General features: G+C 68.8%; 13 protein-coding genes. 3 read left to right on the forward strand and 10 right to left on the reverse strand.

All coding sequences use genetic code 11. The features are described 5' to 3' along the window. Nucleotides 1-371 precede the first annotated feature (371 nt). Genes mobA through G7Z99_RS09305 form a run of 3 tightly spaced genes read right to left on the reverse strand, consistent with a single transcriptional unit; the run spans nucleotide 372 to nucleotide 5,311 of the window. Nucleotides 372-941 (reverse strand): molybdenum cofactor guanylyltransferase MobA, encoded by a 570-nt coding sequence (gene mobA / locus G7Z99_RS09295; protein ID WP_181093416.1) that lies wholly within the window; start codon nucleotides 939-941, stop codon nucleotides 372-374. 60 nt (nucleotides 942-1,001) lie between these two features. Continuing rightward, nucleotides 1,002-4,130, reverse strand: coding sequence for an efflux RND transporter permease subunit (locus G7Z99_RS09300; RefSeq protein ID WP_181093417.1), 3,129 nt, complete (start codon nucleotides 4,128-4,130; stop codon nucleotides 1,002-1,004). Nucleotides 4,131-4,141: 11 nt separating this feature from the next. Next, nucleotides 4,142-5,311 carry an efflux RND transporter periplasmic adaptor subunit gene (locus G7Z99_RS09305; protein ID WP_181093418.1) on the reverse strand — a complete coding sequence of 390 codons (1,170 nt, stop codon included), beginning with the start codon at nucleotides 5,309-5,311 and terminating at the stop codon, nucleotides 4,142-4,144. Nucleotides 5,312-5,548: 237 nt separating this feature from the next. Between G7Z99_RS09305 and G7Z99_RS09310 the strand changes: the two genes are divergently transcribed. The 3 genes from G7Z99_RS09310 (at nucleotide 5,549) to ilvA (ending at nucleotide 9,333) form a co-directional block, all read left to right on the forward strand. Next, a complete protein-coding gene (locus G7Z99_RS09310) occupies nucleotides 5,549-6,250 on the forward strand; it encodes a response regulator transcription factor (protein ID WP_181093419.1) in 702 nt (233 codons plus the stop codon). Nucleotides 6,251-6,256: 6 nt separating this feature from the next. Beyond that, entirely contained in the window at nucleotides 6,257-7,573 is a 1,317-nt protein-coding gene (locus tag G7Z99_RS09315; protein WP_181093420.1) for an ATP-binding protein, read from the forward strand. 203 nt (nucleotides 7,574-7,776) lie between these two features. Then, nucleotides 7,777-9,333, forward strand: a complete 1,557-nt coding sequence (gene ilvA / locus G7Z99_RS09320; RefSeq protein ID WP_181093421.1) for a threonine ammonia-lyase, biosynthetic — start codon at nucleotides 7,777-7,779, stop codon at nucleotides 9,331-9,333. A gap of 518 nt (nucleotides 9,334-9,851) precedes the next feature. On the opposite strand, the gene G7Z99_RS09325 is transcribed toward ilvA, so the two are convergent. From G7Z99_RS09325 to G7Z99_RS09355, 7 genes are all read right to left on the reverse strand, one after another. Further along, a complete protein-coding gene (locus G7Z99_RS09325; protein WP_181093422.1) occupies nucleotides 9,852-11,042 on the reverse strand; it encodes a hypothetical protein in 1,191 nt (396 codons plus the stop codon). Nucleotides 11,043-11,115: 73 nt separating this feature from the next. Then, entirely contained in the window at nucleotides 11,116-14,904 is a 3,789-nt protein-coding gene (locus G7Z99_RS09330; protein ID WP_181093423.1) for a leucine-rich repeat domain-containing protein, read from the reverse strand. A gap of 69 nt (nucleotides 14,905-14,973) precedes the next feature. Continuing rightward, complete coding sequence (locus G7Z99_RS09335; protein ID WP_181093424.1) at nucleotides 14,974-15,798, reverse strand: ChbG/HpnK family deacetylase; 825 nt, start codon at nucleotides 15,796-15,798, stop codon at nucleotides 14,974-14,976. Then, nucleotides 15,770-16,942 carry a GNAT family N-acetyltransferase gene (locus tag G7Z99_RS09340; RefSeq protein ID WP_181093425.1) on the reverse strand — a complete coding sequence of 391 codons (1,173 nt, stop codon included), beginning with the start codon at nucleotides 16,940-16,942 and terminating at the stop codon, nucleotides 15,770-15,772. The genes G7Z99_RS09335 and G7Z99_RS09340 overlap by 29 nt, the downstream gene beginning before the upstream one ends. A gap of 88 nt (nucleotides 16,943-17,030) precedes the next feature. Continuing rightward, nucleotides 17,031-18,956 (reverse strand): hypothetical protein, encoded by a 1,926-nt coding sequence (locus tag G7Z99_RS09345; protein WP_181093426.1) that lies wholly within the window; start codon nucleotides 18,954-18,956, stop codon nucleotides 17,031-17,033. Then, nucleotides 18,953-20,257: a lipopolysaccharide biosynthesis protein gene (locus tag G7Z99_RS09350; RefSeq protein ID WP_181093427.1), complete on the reverse strand. Its 1,305-nt coding sequence runs from the start codon at nucleotides 20,255-20,257 to the stop codon at nucleotides 18,953-18,955. The genes G7Z99_RS09345 and G7Z99_RS09350 overlap by 4 nt, the downstream gene beginning before the upstream one ends. Then, a complete protein-coding gene (locus G7Z99_RS09355; protein ID WP_181093428.1) occupies nucleotides 20,254-21,264 on the reverse strand; it encodes a polysaccharide deacetylase family protein in 1,011 nt (336 codons plus the stop codon). The genes G7Z99_RS09350 and G7Z99_RS09355 overlap by 4 nt, the downstream gene beginning before the upstream one ends. Nucleotides 21,265-21,269: the final 5 nt, after the last annotated feature.

Consider the following 21,269-nt stretch of genomic DNA (forward strand, 5'->3'; position numbering starts at 1 on the left):
GCCGGAGGACCAGGCCTTTCAACGTCTCTGGAAAAAGCCTCAAGACAGGGTCACTGCTGCATCCATAGGCTCACCGGCCTGATACAGGCAAACCCGGTTCTTCTTGTGGGGGCTTGCTCGCGATCGTTGTGCCTGGAGGGGTTGAGTGGCTGATTTTACGGCCCCTGCGGGGCCGATCGCGGCCGGTCCGGCGCCCCGGCTGGGGCCGCTCCACGAGAACGGCGGCGTCCTGGCAAATCAGCACTGCGGTCCTCCTGTAGGAGCGGCCCCTGTGCCGCGATCGGGCCCGCAGGGGCCGCAAAGCCAGCCCTTCGGTTGCGGCAGTTGACCCGAACAGGTTCAGCGACAAGCCCGGCCTGCGCCGCGATGTCTTACAACCACGCCGGGCTGTTGAAGTTGTCCAGCCGCGCATCGTCCTCGGCACACTCCAGCGCCTGCAAGGGCATCTGTCGCAGGATCCGTTGCAGGCTGCGCTCGCCGTCCGCCCACGCGTGCTCCAGGAAGGGCAGCAGCGTACGCGGCAATACACTGAACATCGGTTGCCAATACCCGCCCTGGCGCACCATGGCCGGCTGATCGTGCGTCACGGCCAGCTGAATCAGGGCTTCGACGAGGGCACGGTCCACGCGCGGTGCGTCGCACGCCAGCAGGACCACCCAGGCGTGGCGCGCAGCAGTGAGCCCGGCGATGACCCCCGCCAGCGGACCGGGGAAGTCGGTCTCGGAATCGGCCACGCAGCGGTCGGCATAACGGGCATAGTGGGCTGCGTTGCGGTTGCAGGAAATCACCAGGTCATCGGTCAGCGGGCGTACCACGCGGTGCAGGTGCGCCACCAGCGGCTCGCCCTGCCAGCGCACCAGCCCTTTGTCGCGCCCACCCATGCGCTGCCCGCGACCCCCGGCCAGGATGAGCACTGAATAACGCGGCAACGGGGCAGGCATGGGATGGCTTCCTGGCAAAGACTCTCCAGACCCTCCCATGCCAGGCCCGACTTGTCCAGATCAGCGCGCGTCGGGCGGCGCCACCGGAGGCGTGGCGACGGGACGGCGGCGCCGTGCCAGGCGCGTCACCACCACGAAGAACACCGGCACGAAGACCACCGCCAGGGTGGCGCTGAGCATGCCGCCGATCACGCCGGTGCCGATCGCCTGCTGGCTGGCCGAGCCTGCGCCGCTGGCGATGGCCAGGGGCACCACGCCGAGGATGAAGGCCAGCGAGGTCATCACGATCGGCCGCAGGCGCAGGCGGGCTGCCTGCAGCGCCGCATCGACCGGGCTGTGCCCCTGGTCGAGCAGGTGCTTGGCGAACTCGATGATCAGGATGGCGTTCTTCGCCGACAGGCCGATCAAGGTGATCAGGCCGACCTTGAAGAACACGTCGTTGGGCAACCCGCGCAGGCTGACCGCCAGCATCGCGCCGAGGATCCCGAGCGGGACCACCAGCAGGACCGCCGTCGGGATCGACCAGCTCTCGTACAGCGCCGCCAGGCACAGGAACACCACCAGCAGCGACAGCGCCATCAGCAGCGGCGCCTGGTTGCCGGACAGCCGCTCCTGCAGCGACAGTCCGGTCCATTCCAAACCGACGCCCGCCGGCAGCGTGGCCACCAGGCGCTCGACTTCGGCCATGGCCTGCCCGGAGCTCACGCCCGCTACCGGTTCGCCGGAAATCGACACGGCCGGATAGCCGTTGTAGCGGGTCAGTTGCACCGGCCCACTGACCCAGCGCGCCTGGACGAACGCGGCCAAGGGCACCATCTGGCCGCTGGCGTTGCGCACGTGGATCTTCAGCAGGTCCTCGACCTGGCTGCGCTGGTCGCCCTCGGCCTGCACCACCACCCGCTGCATGCGGCCCTGGTTGGGAAAGTCGTTGACGTAGGTCGAACCGACGGCCGTGTCGAGCACCGCACCGATGTCGCTAAAGGCGATGCCCAAGGCGTTGGCCTGCCGACGGTCGATCTCCAGCTCGACCTGCGGGCTCTCGGCCAGCGACGCCTCGCGCACGTTGGTCAGCAGCGCGCTGTCCTTGGCCTGTGCCAGCAAGCGGTCGCGCGCCTGCATCAGCCCTGAGTAACCCAGCCCGCCGCGGTCCTGCAGGCGGAACTCGAAACCGCCCGATTCGCCCAGCCCGTCGATCGGCGGCGGCAGTACCGAGAACGCCACTGCATCCTTCAGCTGGCCGAACGCCTGGTTGGCGCGATCGGCGATGGCCTGGGCGCCATCCGCCGCGCTGCGCTCGGCCCAGTCCTTGAGCGTGGTGAACGCCAGCGCGGCGTTCTGACCGCTGCCGGAGAAGCTGAAGCCCAGGATCAGCGTGGTGTTGCCCACGCCTGGCTCGCCTGCGTTGTGCGCCTCGATCTGTGCCGCCACCTGCTCGGTGCGCATGCGGCTCGCGCCCGGCGGCAGTTGGATGTCGGTGATGGTGTAGCCCTGGTCTTCGGTCGGCAGGAAGGCACTGGGCAACTGGCTGAAGCCATACCCCAGAACCCCGAGCAGCACACCGTACAGCAGCAGGTAGCGACCGCTGCGCGCCAGCGCCTGGCCGACCCAGCGCTGGTAGCCGCCGCTCATGCGCTCGAAGCCACGGTTGAAGGCACCGAACAGGCCGCCGCGCCGGCCATGCCCCCCGGCAGGGAGCGGCTTGAGCAGAGTCGCGCACAACGCCGGTGTGAGGCTCAGGGCCAAAAAGGCCGAGAACAGGATCGACACCGCCATGGACACCGAGAACTGCTGGTAGATGATCCCCACCGAGCCCTTCATGAAGGCCATCGGCAGGAACACCGCCACCAGTACCAGGGTGATGCCGATGATCGCCCCGCTGATCTGGCCCATGGCCTTGCGCGTCGCCTCCCGTGGACCGAGGCCTTCCTCGGCCATGATGCGCTCGACGTTCTCCACCACCACGATGGCGTCATCGACCAGGATGCCGATGGCCAGGACCATGCCGAACAGCGTCAGCACGTTGATCGAGAACCCCAGCGCCAGCATCAAGGCGAAGGTGCCTGCCAGGGCCACCGGCACCACCAGGGTGGGGATGAGCGTGTAGCGCAGGTTCTGCAGGAACAGGTACATCACCGCGAACACCAGCACCATGGCCTCGAACAGGGTCATGATCACCTGCTTGATCGAGGCCTTGACGAAGGGCGAGGTGTCGTAGGGAATGTCGTACTTCACGCCAGCCGGGAACTGGTGCGACAGCTGCTCCAGGGTCTCGCGCACCCGCGTTGCAGTCTGCATGGCATTGGCGCCGGGTGACAGCTGCACCGCGAAGGCGCTGGACGGCTTGCCGTTCAGGCGTGTGCCGTACTGGTATTCCTGGGCGCCGATCTCGACACGGGCGACATCGCCAATGGTCACCACCGCGCCATCGGGGCTGGCCCGCAGGACGATCGCAGCGAACTCGGCCGGATCGCTCAGTTGCCCCTTGACGATGACGTTGGCGGTGATTTCCTGGGTTGCACGCCCTGGCAGATCGCCGATGCTGCCTGGTGCCACCTGGGCGTTCTGCGCGGTGATGGCATCGACCACGTCGGTGGGCGTCAGGCCCAGGCCGATCAGCTTGCGCGGGTCGATCCACACCCGCATGGCCCGCTCCGAGCCGTACAACTGCGCCTTGCCGACCCCCTCCAGGCGGCGGACCTCGTTCATCACGTTGCGCGCCAGGTAGTCGCTCAAGGCGATCTCGTCCAGGCGGCCGTCCTCGGAGGTCAGGGTCGCCAGCAACAGGAAGCCCGTGGAGACTTTCTCCACCTGCAGGCCTTGCTGGGTCACCGGGCGAGGCAGGCGTGACTCGACCACCTTGAGGCGGTTCTGCACGTCGACCTGGGCCAGGTCGGGGTTGGTGCCGGGCGCGAAGCTGACCTTGAGGGTGGCACTGCCCAGGCTGCTCTGCGATTCGAAGTACAGCAGGTGGTCGGCGCCGTTGAGCTCCTGCTCGATCAGGCTGACCACGCTTTCGTCCAGGGTCGCCGCCGAGGCGCCTGGGTAGACGGCGTAGATCTCGATCTGCGGTGGTGCCACATCGGGATACTGGGCCACGGGCAACTGCGGCAGGGCCAGCGCGCCGGCCAACAGGATGAACAGCGCCACCACCCAGGCGAAGACCGGGCGGTCGATGAAGAAATGCGGCATGGTTCAGGCCCTCACGGCGCGGTGGCGGCGGACGCCGACGCGGTCGGTTCGCTGGCGACCTTGACCGGGTCGCCGGGTTTGACGTGCTGCAGGCCCTCGACCACCACGCGGTCGCCGGCTTTCAGACCCTCGAGCACCACCCAGCGATCGCCCTGGGCACTGCCGAGCACCAGGGTGCGTTCGCTGACCTGGTCATCGGCGCCCACTACCAGCACTTTCGGCACGCCGGCGCTGTCGCGCAGGATCGCACGCTGCGCCACGCTCAGGCCCTGGGGTTGTACCGCCTGAGCCAGGCGCACACGCACGTAGCCGCCGGGCAGCAGGTCCAGATCCGGGTTGGGGAATGCGCTGCGCAGGGTCACCTGCTGGGTGCTCGGGTCGACCCGCAGGTCGGTGAACAGCAGCGTGCCGCTGTGCGGATAGACGCTGCCATCGGGCTGCACCAGCGTGACCGTGGCGGCCGCCTGGCCTGCCTGTCGCAGCTCGCCGGCGCGCAGGGCCTGGCGCAGCGCGGTCAGCTCGCCGATCGACTGGGTGACGTCGGCGTGGATCGGGTCGAGCTGCTGGATGGTCGCCAGGGGCGTGGTCTCGCCTTGGCCGACCAGTGCACCTTCGGTGACCTGGGCGCGACCGATGCGCCCGGCGATCGGTGCGGTGACGGTGGCGTAGCCCAGGTTCAGTCGGGCCCGCTCCCGCGCGGCCTGGGCTTCAGCCACGGCGGCGTCGGCCTGCATCAGGGTGGCGCGGGCATTGTCGTATTCCTGCCGGCTGATCGCCTCGATGTCGCTCAGCTCGGCATAGCGGCGCGCCTGCAGACGCGCCTGGTAGCGCGTCGCCTCGGCGCGCTTAACGGCCGCCTGGGCACTGTCGAGGTCGGCCTTGAAAGGCGCCGGGTCGATGCGGAACAGCACGTCGCCGGCCTTGACGTCGCTGCCCTCGCGGTACACCTGTTCGAGGACCACGCCCGCCACCCGCGCCCGCACTTCGGCGACCCGAGGGGCCAGCAGGCGGCCGCTGAGTTCGCTGCTGACGGCCAGCGGCTGGGTCTGCAGGGTTTCGACGCGTACCTCGGCAGGCGGGGCAGGCGGCGTCGGCTCGGCGGCGTCGTCGCAGCCGGTCAGCCACAGCAGGGCCAGCACGGCCAAGGTGCAGGTGCGCAAGGTGCAAGGGAAGGGCAGCATAGAAGAGGTCCGAAAAGGGGCAGGCAAAACGCCACACAGCGCGGCGTGAACGAGCACAGACAAGGGCGGGTCGGTGACCGTGCGCCGCCTGCCTGGGCAACGTTGCCATGCTACGTCACCGCGACCGATCAAGCCTGTGAACCTCTGTAGGTCATGTGTGAAAAAGTGTGAAGAAATCTCCGGCGCAGCTGTAGGATTCTTTATTCTGCCTGCCTCCGACGCCATGTGATCGCCATCATGCCCACTCTGCTCCTGGTCGAGGACGACAGCGCGCTGTCCGAGCTGATCGCCCGTTACCTGCACCGTAATGGCTTCCAGGTCCGCTGCCTGGCACGCGGTGACCAGGTGCTGGACGACGTGCGCCGTGACCCGCCCGACCTGGTCATTCTCGACCTCATGCTGCCCGGGCTCGATGGCCTGCAGGTGTGTCGCCAGTTGCGCCAGGCCTCGCAGACCCTGCCCATCCTCATGCTGACGGCCCAGGACGACAGCCACGACCAGGTGCTGGGGCTCGAGCTGGGCGCCGACGACTACGTGACCAAACCCTGCGAACCCCGCGTGCTGCTGGCACGTGTGCGCACCTTGCTGCGCCGCAGCACCCTCCACGAACCACGGCTTGACCCCCTGCGCATCGTCATCGGCGGCCTGTGCCTGGACCTGACCGAGCGTCACGTGACGTGGTGCGGGGCCGCGGTGGAGCTGTCGCGGGGCGAGTTCGACCTGTTGGTGGTGCTGGCCCGCCATGCCGGCGAGGTGCTCAGCCGCGATCGCATTCTCCAGCAGTTGCGTGGCATCGAGTTCAATGGCACCGACCGCTCGGTGGACGTTGCGATCTCCAAGCTGCGTCGCCGCTTCGACGACAACGCCGAAGAGGCGCGCAAGATCAAGACGGTGTGGGGCAAGGGCTATCTGTTCAGCCGCAGCGAGTGGGAGTGCTGATCGACCATGCTCAAGCTGCTGGTGCGCCTGTACCTGTTGATCATCGTCGCCTATGCCGGGGCCTTGCTGCTGGTGCCCGACGCGATCTTCGGCGCCTTTCAGGCGCGTTTCATGGCCTACAACCTGGACCAGGCCAAAGGTGTGCAGGCCTTGGTGGTCAGGCAATTCAAGCAGGTGCCTGAAGCCCGGTGGCCCGAGGTCGAACGGCAACTGGCCGAGGACTTCGCGCCCTTGAGGCTGCAATTGCTCCAGCGTGACCGGGCCGCGCTGTCGGACGCCGAGCGCATGCGCCTCGACCAGGGCCTGTACACCGTTCGCATCGGCGAGTGGGGGTACTACGACACCATCCTGGCGCCGTTGAACGGCCAGTGGCTGGTGCGTCTGCACTCGCCGCCGGACCCGCTGGACATCAACCTGCTGTCCTGGGGCGTCACAGTGCTGATCGGCGCCGTGTTGCTGGGCGGCCTGCTGATCTGGGTCTGGCCGCACTGGCGCGAGCTGGAGCGACTGAAGAACACCGCGCGGCGCCTGGGCCGAGGGGAATTGGCGGCCCGCACCGGGATTGGCGGGCACTCCAACATCGGTGAGCTGGCCAGCGTGTTCGACACCATGGCCAGCGACCTGGAGCGGCACATGAACCATCAGCGCGAGCTGCTCGATGCCGTGTCCCACGAGCTGCGCACCCCCCTTGCACGCCTGGACTTCGGCCTGGAGCTGCTGTTCGACGAAGTGCCCGCCGGCAGTCGCAAGCGCCTGCTGGAGATGGTCGGGCACGTGCGCGAGCTGGATGCGCTGGTGCTGGAGCTGCTGTCCTACAGCCGTCTGCACGACGCCGAGCAGGCACGCGAGCAGGTCGAGGTCGAGCTGCCGGCCTTTCTCGACAGCGTGCTCGGCGCCTTCGCCGAGGAGCTGGACAACCGGGGCGTGCAGTGGGACGTGTGCCTGGGCGATGAGCTGCGGCCTTTCGTGCTCGACCCACGGCTGACCGCCCGCGCCGTGCAGAACCTGGTGCGCAATGCCATGCGCTACTGCAACCACTACCTGCGCGTCAGTCTGGCGCTGGAGGCCGACGGCGCCTGTTGCCTGAGGGTGGAGGACGACGGCATCGGGGTACCAGCGCAGGAGTCCGAGCGGATCTTCCAGCCGTTCTACCGCCTCGACCGCAGCCGTGACCGCGCCACGGGCGGCTTCGGTTTGGGGCTGGCGATCAGCCGGCGAGCGATCGAAGGCCAAGGCGGGACGTTGAACGTCTTGCCCTCGGCGCTCGGCGGCGCCTGCTTCTGCATCCGCCTGCCCGCTGCCAGTGGGCGCCCGCTCACCTGAACGGGCCGTTCGAACGTGTTGACGTCCGAGCGCGGTACAGGCTACTGTCCCACCCATGAACACCTTCACGCCGTGCCGCGCCTTCGCCCTGATTATTACCGCCATCATTGGATTGGCGGGCTAGCGCGCACGTGCACCGAACCCGCCCTGGAGGCGGGTTCTTCGACTGACTCCCGGGCTTGCGAAACCACCAGGAGTCATCGATGACCTGCTTCGGCACCCCGCCTTCCGCTCCCGTTCGCCAGCTGCTGTCCGAACAGGTCCGCCGCATCCTCGCCGCCCCGGTCTACGACATCGCCATCGAGACCCCGCTGCACCCCGCGCCCGCGTTGTCGGCCCGCCTGGGCAATCAGGTGCTGCTCAAGCGCGAGGACCTGCAACCGACGTTCTCTTTCAAGATCCGCGGTGCCTATACGCGGCTGTCACGCCTGACCCCTGCGCAGCGTGCGCGGGGCGTGATCACCGCGTCCGCCGGCAACCATGCGCAAGGCGTGGCGCTGGCCGCCCGGCACCTGGGCCTGCAGGCCTGCATCGTCATGCCGACCACCACCCCGGAACTGAAGATCGAAGGCGTGCGTTCGCGAGGCGGGCAGGTGGTCCTGCACGGCGAGAGCTTCCCCCAGGCCCTGGCCCACGCCCTGGCCCTGGCCGAACGGCAGGGCGCGACCTTCGTGCCGCCGTTCGACGACCCGGACGTGATCGCCGGGCAGGGCACCGTGGCGATGGAAATCCTGCGCCAACAGCCAGGCGCGCTGGACGCGATCTTCGTGCCGGTCGGTGGCGGTGGACTGATCGCGGGCATCGCCGCCTACGTCAAGTACCTGCGCCCGGAGGTCAAGGTCATCGGGGTCGAACCGCACGATGCCAATTGCCTGCAGGCGGCGCTGGCCGCCGGTGAGCGAGTGATCCTGCCCCAGGTCGGCACGTTCGCCGACGGGGTCGCCGTGGCCCAGGTGGGGGCGCATTGCTTCGAGCTGTGCCGGCACTTCGTCGACGAAGTCATCACCGTTGGCAGTGACGAGCTGTGCGCGGCGATCAAGGACATCTATGACGACACGCGTTCGATCACCGAGCCGTCCGGCGCGCTCGCGGTGGCCGGCATCAAGCGCTACGTGGCCCGCGAAGGGGTCCGCGGACAGACCCTGGTCGCGATCGACTCAGGGGCCAACATCAATTTCGATCGACTGCGCCACGTGGCCGAGCGGGCCGAACTGGGCGAACAGCGCGAAGCGGTCATCGCCGTCACCGTGCCCGAGCGTCCCGGCAGTTTCCGCGCTTTCTGCCAGGCACTGGGCAATCGCCAGGTCACCGAATTCAACTACCGCGGCCAATCGGGCAAGCCGGCGCGCCTGTTCGTCGGCGTGCAGACCCACCCCCAGCACGACCCCCGCGAGCGTCTGCTCGAGGCGCTGCGCGGCGAAGGGTACGAGGTGCTGGACCTGACCGACAACGAACTGGCCAAGCTGCACGTGCGCCACACCGTGGGCGGGCATGCGGCACCGGGGGCGTCCGAACGCGTGCTGCGCTTCGAGTTTCCCGAGCGGCCAGGCGCCTTGCTGGGGTTCCTGGAGCGCCTGGGCAGGCGCTGGAACATCAGCCTGTTCCACTACCGCAACCACGGCGCGGCGCATGCCCGGGTATTCGTGGCGCTGGAGGTGCCGGAGGACGAACAGGCCGGCCTGCCGAATGCGCTGGAGGGCATGGGGTATCGGTACTGGGACGAGACGGACAATCCGGCGTATCGGCTGTTCCTGGGGTAGGGGGCGGTACTCGGAGGGGGCGAGGGGGCGGCGTCATGAACGCTGTGGGAGCGGGCTTGCCCGGGATGCAGGCGCTTTATCCGCAGGCGGATGTATGGGTGCATGCGGATTCGGTGGGAGGGGTTTTTCTGGAGGGTGGGGGATGTGCCTGCAGGGGTTGAGTGGCTGATTTTACGGCCCCTGCGGGGCCGATCGCGGCACAGGGGCCGCTCCTACACGAGAACGGCGGCGTTCTGGCAAATCAGCACTGCGGTCCTCCTGTAGGTTCACCCCTGTGCCGCGATCGGGCCCGCAGGGGCCGTAAGCCAGCCCTTTGGTTGCGGCAGTTGACCCGAACAGGTTCAGCGACACGACGCTTGTAAGACAGCTGCTTCCACACAGGAATAACCGCTTTGTCCGATCAGCGATGGAGTCCACATCGTATTGGCCAAAGACGTTGAAAAGCCTGGCCTGCAAGGCCCACAAGATAAAGCACGTCCTCCGTCCAGGCCGATACGACTTGAACAGCCAACCCCGCCTCACCGCTCTCGCATGAAGAACCCCGCCACGAACCGCCGAAACGTTTCGAGGCTCTTGAAATCGGCGTAACGCTTGAAGTGCTCGCTGTCCGGCTCCGGGCCGATCGGCTGCTCGAGCAATGACACCGACAGCACCCGGTCCCGGTCGGAGGTCAGCACCAGCTCGTCCATCACCGCCGCCCCGATCACCGGGCGGCGCATCTGCACCTTGACGCCTTTGCTCGCCATCCAGTCGATCAGCGACACCAGCGCCTTGAGCGGCTCACGCTCTTCGTCGCGGTAGACCGGAAACAGATGCCCGCGCGACAGCACCGGTACGCTGGCCACATGGATCACTTCGTAATACTGGCTGCCTGCCGTCGCCGGCGAGTACACCGCCAGGGCCAGCAGCGGGCCGGCGGTGCGCGCGCCGCCCCAGAACAGGTGATGGCCCTGCACGTCGAAGCCAGCCTCGTCACGCGTGGTGAGCACCTTGCGCGCCTTCACCGTTTCGACGCAGTCGAGCAGCAGGCCATGCCGTCTCGCGTTGCCGAACACCGTGGCGTCGCGCAAGCGGGCCTTGAGCATCATCATGTGCTTCATGTCCAGGCGGGTTTCCAGGTAGTTGCTGGCCGGCACTCGCTCGAGCAGCGGGTAGCGCGCCGCGACCCGGCGCAGTTCGGCGAATTGTCCGGTCAGGTCGCGCTTGAGGTGGGTGGCATAGAGGTTCAGGCCACTGGCTTCTATCCAGGTCAGCAGCAGCGACAGCAAGCGCTGTGGGTCACGCCGTTCGCCGGTCTGCGAGCCTGCCGTGGCGCTACCGCCAGCGGCCGATTGAAACGGGCCGATCAGCCGCAAGGGCGTGTCCGGCGGCAACCAGGCCGCCGGTGCCTCGGCCATCTGGGTGCGCTCGGCGTCCTCGCGCGCCTCCCGGGTGAAAGGGCAGCCGACCCGGTGATCGGGCGTGCCGGGGTTGTTCTTCAGAAACAGGGTACCGGTATGGCCGTTGAGCGTGACGTTGAGCACGGGTGACTCATCGGCGCGGCAGTCGCAGGCCAGCCAATGGCCTGCGCTGCGCACCTTCATCAACAACTGGTTGGCCTGCAGGACCCTGGGCCCGCCCAGCGTACCGGTGGCGAATCCCGCAAGCAGCGCTTCCTCGGCCAACGTCAGGCTGCGGACCGGGTCGCCGCTCTTTTCGATGATCCGCATGCCATGCTCCGCGCCAGTCGCCAGGGTAGGCTCAGAGCTTCCAGCAAAGCTGTCGGGCTTGCAACGGTCCGGCTCAGATCGGCCATTGCATGAGCAGGTCCGCCGGCCTCGCCAGCACCTCGGCACGCAGGGCCGGATCGGCCTGCAGACGGCGCAGCCTGCGCCACAGTTCGGCACTGGCCTGCTCGGGGTGTTGCAGGAAGAATGCGTGCTCGGTCAACCCACGCAGCTCACGCCGGTAGGCCAGGGGCAGGTCCGCCCAGATCTGCCAGTCCCCGGGCGAGATCCCGGCGAGCAGGTCTTCGTACTCGGCATCGGCCACCAGCAGGTCGACACCGGTGCGGGCGTGGTAGTCGCCGATCTGCGCCTGGACGCGGCTGGACAGCCACTCGCTTTCCAGGCGCAAGGCACGACCGGCGTCATCGGGCAGGTCGAGGTCGTCGGGCAGGTGCGTGAACTGGTTCTCGCTCAGGTCCAGGATCAAGGGTTCCTGCAAGCGGTCCAGGCCCTCAGGAAGCTGAGTCAGACTGCAGTTGACCAGGTACAGGCTGTGCAGCAAGGGGTGGTGGCTGACATTGGGGGCCTCGATCAATGGGTTGTCGGACAGGTCCACCAGACGCAGGTGTGGGTAGGTGTCCAGGCGGGCCTGGGTCTCGGCGCTCCAGGTGATGCGGTTGCCCGGCACGTCCAGCCACGCCAGCCGGTCCGGGGCGGTCACCTGGGGCAGATGGTCCAGCCGGCAACCTTCCAGGCGCAAGGCATACAACTGCGGGAAGCGCGCCAGCAACGTGTCCGGCACGCGCGTCAGGGCACGGTTGCGGCTGAGGTCGAGTTGGCGAACATGGGCGAAGTCATCCGGCAGCGACAGCGAGGCCAGGTCGACGTCTTCCAGCTCGAGGCCTGCCAGGTTCAGGGAAACCATGCTCTGACCGTCGGCCTGGTGGGTATCGAGATCGCGCCGCCAGGCATTGATCAGGGCGCGGCGTGCCCGCTGGCGACGTGGCAGGTCTCCAGCCCACTGGGTCAGGTCTGCGCGCAGCGCCTCCAGTCGCGCTTCCAGGTGGCGCAACTCGACCTCGGGCGTACGCAGGGTGCGATTCCAGTCGCGCAGTTGCCGTTCGAAGGCATGGTCGGAATCGCACGGGTAGAGACGACGATACCGCTCACGCAACGACCTGCGCAGCGGCGCCGCCATGGGGTAGTCGGTCGGCGCGCCGCCCCGTAGCGGGCCGCGCACGCGCGGGCGCTCCCCGGACGGTCGGCTCAAGCGACGTGACAGTGTCTCGCGCGAAGCGACCGCTTGCTGCCCGATGTCCGCGCGGAGCGCTCCGGCGTCATGCCACCCCAAGGCCTGGCGTTGAGCCGGCGTGAGCGCCTCGAGCACTGCCTGGCACAGGTCGGCGTGCAACGGGCCTGGGGCGGGACGCTCGCCCAGCCAGGGCTCGTACCCGCCCGGCAGGCGCAGCACTACACGCAGGTCGGTGGCCTGCAGGTGGCCTGCACTGAACACCGTCGGCCCCTCCGGGCTGGCGTCACGCAGCTCCAGGCGCAGGTGTTCGGGCCAGCGTGGCGAGCGCTCCAGGCCGGCGAGGATCAGCTGCTCGCTGAAAGGGCTGGCCAGCCGTGGCCGGTACAGGCCTTCGAGAGCGCGCGTCAACGGCAGCGCCTGGTCCACCTCACGCGCGGCGTCCAGGAAGAACGCCGGTGCGAGGCCCTCTTCGCGCCATGCCGTGCGTTCGGCTTCGCTCAAGCGCTTCAACAGGCGGCGGGCCAAGGGGCGCGAGAGGCGAGGGTAGGCCTGGCACAGCCGCGTCTCGGCGGCGTCGGCAGGGCTGGGCGGCAGGTAGGCCTCGTCGAACAGCGTCGACCATGGGGCATGGGGTGTCACGGCCAGGCGTGCCTGCGCCTGGCGTTCAGCGGCCAGACGCGCCAGCGTGTCGAGAAACAACGCCGGAGCCGGCTCGCCGCGCAGGTAGACCTGCCGCAGGCGGGCGGGGTCGACCCCCGTGCACTGGCTCGCCAGGTGCAGCTCGGCCTTGTCCAGCGTCGCACGCGAAGGCCCAAGCCGTTGCACCAGACGCAGCGGCGACCAGGTCGAGGGTCGCTCGTGTTCCACCCACCAGGCACCCTGGCCATCGTGGTGCATCACCGGGCGATAGGCCTCGGGCGTACCGGGCTTGAGCACCCGCCACTGGCCCAGACGGGCGTCCCAGGCCTGCTCGTACACCTGGCCCTCGAGGCGCACGAAGACCCGTGCGCCCTGGCGGTAGTGCCCCTGCGCGTCGGGCTGCAGCGTTTCGGGCAGCACGGCGTCGCTGGCATAGCCGTCCAGGTTCGGTTGGCGCAGGCGCAGGCTGCCATCGGCCCGCCGCACCTCGTCCAGCGATTCCATCAAGGGGCTGTTGAACAGGGCTGGCAGCGCGGTGCCTGCGGCGTGCACGCCTGCGATCAGCAGCAGGTTCAGTCCCACCGCCTGGCAATGCCGCAGGGCCAGGTCGCGGTCACCGACGCGCCAGGCCTCGTAGCCTTCGTACACCTCGTCGAGCAGTTGCCAGGCGGTGATCGCCACCAGGCAGGTGCCGACCGCCGGAATGAAGAACCCGGCCAGGGTGAGCAGATCGAGCCCCCGTTCCTCGAGTGCGGCCAGGCGTCGGCGGCGGGCCGCGTCGTCGGCATCGGCCGTCGGCACGGCAATGGCGCGCGCCTCCTCGTACACGCGACGCAGGTGATCGTCGTGCAGCCAGTCGAAGGGGTTGCCTTCGAGGGGGAGGCGCTGCACCGGCAGGCCCTTGCCCAGGTTCTGCGCCAGGATGCGCGTGAACTCGGCCTGGCGTGCATGCGGCACGTAGGCCATGAACGCGGCACACTGGGCGGCATCGCTCAAGACCGTGTCGAGCACGTCACCGAGCCGGGCCGCATCGCCCACCCAGCGCAGCGCCACTGGATTACCAGGCAGGTACAGCACCAGGCCGGCAGCGTCGGTGTGCAGCAGCAACGCTTCGTGCACGGGAATCCCGAACAGGTTGAGCGACCAGGCCGATGCCGTCTCGCCCGCGAGCCACCCGGCGATCTCGTCATGCGCCGCACCGCTGAGGTGATGGCGCAGGTAGGCCAGGTCGTTCGCCACCTGCAGGCGTGCCCGGTGCAGGGCCAGGCTTTGTGTGCGAAGACGCGCAGCGCCCTCGGCTGGCTCGAAGACCTCCCGCAGGTGCGCCTGGTAGCGTGCGCCCAGGTCCAGCTGGCGACAGGTCTCGGCGAAGGCTGCGGCGGTCAGCGGCAGGGGCGTGACCTGATAACGCTCCGACGGCAGCGCCAGGGACGCGCCAGGCAGGTCCGGGCTGACGAAGACCGACGCATGCACGGTGATCGGCGTGACCTCGATCGCGTCACGTCGTGCCAGCGCCGAGGGGGCCTCGAACACCACGTCGTCGGCGAAGTTCTGCAAGGCGGCCTGCAGCAGGCCTTGGCGCTCGTGGCGGTTGAGGTAGCGCGCGCCCTGCCAGTGCCAGGTGCGCTGCACGTGCAGCAACTGATAATCGTCCAGCGGACCGGTCAGGCCGTGGTCATGGGCCAGTCGCTCGCGCAGCAGGGGTTCGGCGAAGGCTTCGATCTGCTGCAGCCCCTTGAGGCTGCGTGCCAGCGTCTGCTCGGCGTGGCGCAGTGCGGCCTGGCTGGCCTCGACCGCCTCGCGCAGGTCAGGCGCGGCATTGGCGAACCAGGCTGCCTCCTGGCCCGGCAGGCCTTGCGTGGGGGTGTGGCTGTCGAGCACGGCGCGCCACTGCTCCAGGCCGGCGTACCGGCTCCAGGCAGGCAGGCGCTGGCGAATGAGGTCGTGGTGCGGGTTGGTGTCGAGCGAGGGCATGGGGCGTCTCCCGAAGTGAGGGAGACGTAGCAGACGGCAACCCGCGCCCGGCGACGGGGTAGCTATGCGCTACCCGGCCTTGCCTGTCCGTGCCCAGGGCCGTCGCAACGGCATCCGCGCGGCTCGAGGCGTCGCCCCGAGCATGCCGTAGCCCAGCGCCGGGACCCCGTCCAGGTGACGAAGCAGCACCTGGCTCAGCGACACCTCGGGCGCCAGGTACTCGTCGCCGAAGTCGTCGTGCCCCAGGGCAGTGGGGTGCGCCACCACTTCCAGCACCCCGTGGTCGGGTGCCTGGCCCGAGAGGAGGTCGGCCGGCGTGCAGACATGATCGGCCGTCACCCCGCAGAGGCGCTTCAGGCGCCAGTTGAGCAGCGTCTTGAAGGCCCGCTTGACGAACCCGATGTTGGCGCCGACGTTACGTGCCAGGCGCACCGGCACGCCTTGCTCGTGGGCGAAGCGGGCGACGATGGCACCGATCGGCCAGAGGTTGTGCACGTGCTGGTGCGAGTCGATGTGGCTGGGCACCAACCCATGTGCCAGGCAGTGCTGCCATTGGGCGCGCAGCTCGTCGAGCACCGCCGCGCGTTCGCGGGCGCTCAGGCGCAGTGCGTTGCGGCGCACGCACAGGTCCAGTTCGCCGTCCGCCGTGCAGAACCGGGGCTCGTCGAGCAAGGCCCGGCCCAGCGGGCGGCCGTAGGTCAGGTTGAAATGCAGCCCGATCCGGCCGCGCAGGGCGGGTTGCTGTGCCAGGACGCAGGCGGCCGCGAAGGCCGGCATGTTGGCCATGGCCGTGGCCGAGCTGATCACGCCGCGCTGGAACGCGTGCAGGATGACGGCGTTGGTGGGCGCGTCGAGCCCGAAGTCGTCAGCGTTGACGATGACCAGAGACGGCATTCGGTTGCTCCTTGGCAGGGGTAGAAGAAGGGAGGGGTGCCGGCGCGACGGCCTTGCGTCGCGCCAGGTGCGGTTTGAGCCAGCGCCAGCCGCGCAGCGCGCCGCCCAGCAGCAGTCCGTCGAGGCGCCAGCTGTAGCAGCTCAGGCGCCACTGGTCGACCTGGCCGGTCATGCGCTCGTGCAACTGGTGACTGGAGTTGGCCAGGCTGACCCGGGAGGCGTCGACCCACTCCCAACCGGCCTCCAGCCCCCAGTGGATGAACTCTTCGAGCAGCACGCGGCCACTGCCCAGGTCACGGTATTCGGGCACGAACGCCAGGTTGTAGTCATAGACCCGACCGCGCTCGAGCAGCCCCAGACGGTAGCTGATGCAACGTCCGTCGAGTTCGAGCAGCACCAGGCAGACCAGGCCCTCACGGGCCAGGGCGGTGAACGCCTGGTACATCCACTGGCGACGCTGCGGGCCGGAGAAGATGCCGACCTCGTCGTCGCCCTTCCAGCTGACGGCTTCCACGGCGCTCACTGCGTCGAGCAGGGCCTCGATGGTGTCAGGGCTGGCGATCACCCGGCGCACGGTGGCGCCGCTGGCCTTGATGCGCTTGCGCGCCCGACGCAGCTTGTAACGCGGGTCGCCGCTGACCTCCTGGCGGTCGGCCTCGCTGATCCGGTGCACCGGCACCTGGCAGGTCAGGCGCCGTTCGAAGGTCGAGCTGCGCGCCGCCCAGGTGTCCAGCCAGCTGCGGTGCGGTGTGCCATCGGGCACTTCGCTCAGGCGCAGCAAGGCATGAGGCAAGTGCTTGCGGATCGCTTGCAGTACCTGCCCGGCCAAGGCCGGTGGCAGGTCGATCAGCAGGGCGATCCGGTCGCTCAGCGGGTGCCCCAGGTGCTGCACCACGGGCACCGACAACGGCCCCGCCGGTTCCTGTTCGCGCACCAGCGGCAGGCACAGGCACAGGCGCTCGTGCCAGTACCCCAGCAGCACCTGCAGCCGTTGCCCAGGCTGCAGGGTGTCTTCGGCTGCACGCAGCCAGCCGAGGTGATTGAACGGGGTGCTGTCAGGCAGACGCTGACGCAATTGCTCGTACTCGTCGGCCGGAAACGCAGCGTCATGCAGCGAGTCGCACCAAGTCAGTCGCAAGTTCATGTCAAGGCTCCTCGACGGTGGAATAGCAGGGCAGGCAGGGCAGCAGAAGCGGCCGAAGGGACGCTTGGCAGGTGGCAGTTAGCAGACGTCATGGCGCGCTCCAGGACAGTGCGAACACCGTCTGTGCGGGCAACTCGAACTGCAGTTGATCGTCTTCGCAACGCACCGCGCCCTCGCGCACCTGCGTATCGGCGCCGAACAACGCCAGGCGCGTGGCCGGGCATCCCAGCGCCGCCAGGCTGATCCGTTGCAGGCGATCGGCCTTGTTCACGCCCAGCACGGTGCGCTGTTGGTCACGGGCCATGGCCAGGGCATCGACTTCGAAGGCATCGTTGTCCAGCGCCATCACCTGGTCGAGCCAGTGACGGGCGATGAACTGCTGGACCAGGCCCACGGGCTTGAGGCCGACCCCTGCCGGTGGGCGCACGGCCAGCATGCCTTTCGGCCAGCCGGGCTCGTCGGCCAGGTGGAACCAGTTGAGCATGTCCAGCAGGCCGTCGGCCGACGCGTTGATCACCACCGAGGTCCACCAGAGCGCCGCGTACTGGGTGTTCTGGTCGTACGGGCTGAGGCTGGCGCCACTGGAGAGGTTGGTCTGGTCGAGCAGCAGCGCCTTGCGCGGGCGCCCCTGGGCGTCACGCCCGACCAGGTCGGCCGCCTGCTGGACGCTGTCCCGGTAGCGCCGCGTGGCCAGCAGGTCACGCACCATCCATTCGTGCCAGGCCAGCGCGTCGATTTGGGCATCGTGGGCCGCCAGCAGGCGACGTGCCCAGTCGATGCCGCGGCGTGCCTGGGCCTGCTCGACGAAGGGGCCGTCCAGCAGTCGCGAGGAGGCCGGCATGGCGATGCGTACCCCGGCTTCGCGTGCGCCCGGACTCTGCTGGACGCGCTCGGCCAGGGTCTGGAAATACGCCTCGAACGCCTCGAAGCTGCGGTAGTTGAGGTTCGGCTCGTCGGCGAAGGCCAGGTAGTGCAGGCCACCGCCGCCGCGCGCACGCGTGGCGGCCAGCCAGGCATCCAGGCCGGCCAGGGTGGTGCGATCGGCCGACAGTTCGGCCACCCGACCGCGTGCGGCGAGCAGGGTGATGTCATGGCGGATGCCAAAGCGCTTGAGGTACAGGTCGCGCCAGCGGTCCTCGTAGTGGGGCCGTTCGGCCATGATGTCGACCAGGCTGTAGAAGCCGCCGGCGGTCGGCGCCAGGGCATCGAGCGCCGCGTGCGCCACCGGGGGCAGGGGCTCGTAGGGCAGGGCGACACCCAGGTCCGGGGTGTGGCCCAGCACCTGGCCACGCCAGGTCAGGTGCACCTCGCCGTCGGCAGGCGCCGCGGGCTGGGCCTGGGGCGCCAGGGCTTCCGGGGTCTGGGCGAACAGGTTGTCGCTGCCGTCGAGCCAGAACGCTGTCTTGCCCTCGCCGATCACCGTCAGGCGCCAGGTTTCGTCCTGCGTGCTGACCGGCAGCGGCAGTTGGTCGAACCGCCAGTAGCGTGGGTAGCTGTTGAGCCACAGGCGCAGGCTGTGCCCGTCGCTCAGGCGCTCGGCCAGCACGGCCCGCGCACCGCCGTGGTACTTGCCGGCCAGGACGGCCGTCTGGCCGGCCGTCACCCGCGCGTACCAGACCGGCGCGGTCCGGGTGTCCAGGCTGAAGTGCACCTTGGCCGGCGCCAGGCGCGCCACGGTGCTCGCGTCATGGCTGATCTGGTAGCGGCGAAAGCTGTAGCCGGGCACTTCCAGGCGATAGGGGCCCTGGTCGGGCGTGAGCGGCCAGCTCAGGTCGCCCCTGGGCTGGTCGGCGGCGATGTTCTGCTGGGCCACCAGTCGGCCGCGACCGTCGAGCAGGTACAGCTGCTCGGCGTTGGCACGGGCCTGCCAGGCCGGGCGCCAGGTGATGCGCAGCGTGTCGGCCTGGCGTGGCGCCAGGTACAGGCTGGCATCGCGCACCCCGTCCCAGGTCAGCGTCTGGGCACCGACCGGCAGGGCCAGCAGGCAGGCCAGCACCAGCAGCCATCCCCTCATGCCGGCCGCCCTTGCAGCATCTGCCGCAGCGGCACGTAATCGCTCGGCAGCACGATCAAGGTCTGCCACACCGGCACCTTGCCCAGGCGGCAGTAGACCATCAGCATCCAGCCGGTCACCAGCAGGTAGCACGTCGAGGTGGCGATGGCCGCACCGAGGATGCCGTAGGCCGGGATCAGGAGCACGTTGAGCAGCAGGTTGAGCGCAGCGGCCGTGCCCATGATCAGCGACACCGTGCCGGGCTTGTCCTTGCCCAGCAGGTCCAGGCGCAGGATGCTCGTGTAGCACATGGCGAACATGCCCGGCAGCAGGGCCAGCAGGGCCGGGTAGGCCGGTTCGAATTCGGCGCCGAACAGCGTGACGATCAGCCACTTGCCGATCAGCGCCATGCTCAGGCAGGCGCCGAGCATCACCGTGCCGGTCAGGCGCAGGGCGATCGGCGTCAGCTTGCGCATGTGCTCGTCCTGTTGCAGCAGGCGTTTCATCAGCGGTGTGGTGACGGCCTCGGGCACGATCAGCAGCAGCTCGGCGGCGGCGCTGGCCATGGCGTAGTGGCCCACGGCGGTGCTGCCGATCAGGGCACCGATGAACAGGTAGTCCGAACGCAGGATGATCTGCTGGAAGATCACGTCCGGATGGCTGCGTGCGCTGTAGGTCAACAGTTCACGCTGGCCGACGCGGTCCCAGCGCAAGCGCAGCGAGTGCGACCGGGACAACCACCACAGCCCCAGCGCCAGTACCACTGCCAGGCCCATCAGCCAGCTGATCAGTGCGGCCTCCAGGGCCTGGCCGCCCCACATCCAGAACATCGCCAGGAACAGCAGCAGCGGCGCCAGCGACTCGGTCAGCCGCAAGGCGTTGAAGGCATCGACGTTGCCACTGGCGTTGTGCAGGTTGAGCAGGCCGCTCTTGAGCACGGTCATCGGCACGGCGATCAGCAGCAGCCAGGCCAGCAGGCCCAGTTGCAGGGTGACCTCCAGGTCGGTGGCGAACTCGCGCACCAGCGCCACGCAGAACAGCGTCAGCAGCAGGGCCAGCAGGCACCCGTAGACCAGCACCTGAGTGAGCAGCAGGCCCATCGAGCGCTGCTTGGCCGCCTGGTAGCTGACGGCGCTGTTGAGCCCGCCGCTGGTGATGGCGCTGATCATCTCCGGCAGCGAGCTGAGCAGGGCGAACAGGCCCCGCTCGCTCGGGCCCAGGATCCGCGCCAACAGGATGTTGCGCAGCAGGCGCAGGGCGATCATCGCCAGCTTGGTGCCGACGCTCAGCACCAGGTGACGCACATAACTGTTACCGCTCATGGCCGGTTCCCTCGACTGATGCGCCAGGCCAGCAACGCTGGACGACTGGCATTGTGCTGACTGACCCCGATGCGCGGCAGCGCCAGGGGGTCGTCGTGGGCCTGGCAGACGCCGATGCGTGTGCTCAAGGCCCAGGGGTAAGCGTGCTTGGCGACGTGGGTGCGCACGCGCGCATCGTGGTCGCCATTGGGGTAGCAATACACCGGCAACGGCGCCTGGCAGCCGGCACGCAGGGCGTCGTGACTGCGCTTGAGCTCCTCGTCCAGGGCGTTGTCGTCGAGCAGCGGCAGCAAGGCATGGCTGGCCCCGTGAGGCCCGAAGCGGATCAGCCCGGACGCTTCCATGTCGCGCACCTGGTCCCAGTCCATGGCCTGGGGCAGGGACTCGGGCGGACAGACGTCGGTCAGCAGGTGCAATGCCTGCGGGCTGAGGGTCTTGAGGCTTTGCAGGTAGCGCGCGAGCAACAGGCTGCGCGCGGTGGGCTGGGCGTGCAGGAAGTAGTTCACCGGCAGGGGTCGGCCGAGCTGGCGCAACTGCTCGATCAGTCGATAGCGCGGCGCCTCGCCATGGCTGCCCCACAACGTCTCGCCGACGCTTTCCCACCAGAACCGCTGGCGGCTGCCGATGTAGTCGGTGGACAGGAAGATGCTCGCCGGCACCTGGTGCTTGACCAACAGCGGGAAGGCATTGGAGGCGTTGTCGCGCCAGCCGTCGTCGAAGGTCAGGGCCACCCGCGGGCGGGCCGGGCGGTCAGCCCGACCGTGCCCCTGGAGCAGGTCCATCAGACTGACGCACTCGAAGTGGTGCGACAGCCAGCCGAGCAGCCCATCAAAGGTGGCCTGGCCGATGCACAGCTCGTTGCGGTGCGGCAAGGCCGCACTGGCATCGTCGGGCAGCACCCGGTGCAGCATGAGGATCACCCCGTTGTCCTGCAGTTTCTTGCGGCCGGACGGGGAGTTGAAATACAACCATCCGCTGGCCTGTTTGATCAACGTCTTGAGCGGCATGTCCG

It is taken from the genome of Pseudomonas entomophila, assembly GCF_013523165.1.
GTDB lineage: Bacteria > Pseudomonadota > Gammaproteobacteria > Pseudomonadales > Pseudomonadaceae > Aquipseudomonas > Aquipseudomonas entomophila_A.

Bases quoted from the DNA above. Each gene is read 5' to 3' on its own strand.
- G7Z99_RS09355 (WP_181093428.1), bottom strand. From the start codon at position 21,264: ATGCCGCTCAAGACGTTGATCAAACAGGCCAGCGGATGGTTGTATTTC.
- ilvA (WP_181093421.1), top strand. From the start codon at position 7,777: ATGACCTGCTTCGGCACCCCGCCTTCCGCTCCCGTTCGCCAGCTGCTG.
- G7Z99_RS09335 (WP_181093424.1), bottom strand. From the start codon at position 15,798: ATGCCGTCTCTGGTCATCGTCAACGCTGACGACTTCGGGCTCGACGCG.
- G7Z99_RS09330 (WP_181093423.1), bottom strand. From the start codon at position 14,904: ATGCCCTCGCTCGACACCAACCCGCACCACGACCTCATTCGCCAGCGC.
- G7Z99_RS09315 (WP_181093420.1), top strand. From the start codon at position 6,257: ATGCTCAAGCTGCTGGTGCGCCTGTACCTGTTGATCATCGTCGCCTAT.
- G7Z99_RS09310 (WP_181093419.1), top strand. From the start codon at position 5,549: ATGCCCACTCTGCTCCTGGTCGAGGACGACAGCGCGCTGTCCGAGCTG.
- G7Z99_RS09305 (WP_181093418.1), bottom strand. From the start codon at position 5,311: ATGCTGCCCTTCCCTTGCACCTTGCGCACCTGCACCTTGGCCGTGCTG.
- G7Z99_RS09340 (WP_181093425.1), bottom strand. From the start codon at position 16,942: ATGAACTTGCGACTGACTTGGTGCGACTCGCTGCATGACGCTGCGTTT.
- G7Z99_RS09345 (WP_181093426.1), bottom strand. From the start codon at position 18,956: ATGAGGGGATGGCTGCTGGTGCTGGCCTGCCTGCTGGCCCTGCCGGTC.
- G7Z99_RS09350 (WP_181093427.1), bottom strand. From the start codon at position 20,257: ATGAGCGGTAACAGTTATGTGCGTCACCTGGTGCTGAGCGTCGGCACC.
- mobA (WP_181093416.1), bottom strand. From the start codon at position 941: ATGCCTGCCCCGTTGCCGCGTTATTCAGTGCTCATCCTGGCCGGGGGT.
- G7Z99_RS09325 (WP_181093422.1), bottom strand. From the start codon at position 11,042: ATGCGGATCATCGAAAAGAGCGGCGACCCGGTCCGCAGCCTGACGTTG.
- G7Z99_RS09300 (WP_181093417.1), bottom strand. From the start codon at position 4,130: ATGCCGCATTTCTTCATCGACCGCCCGGTCTTCGCCTGGGTGGTGGCG.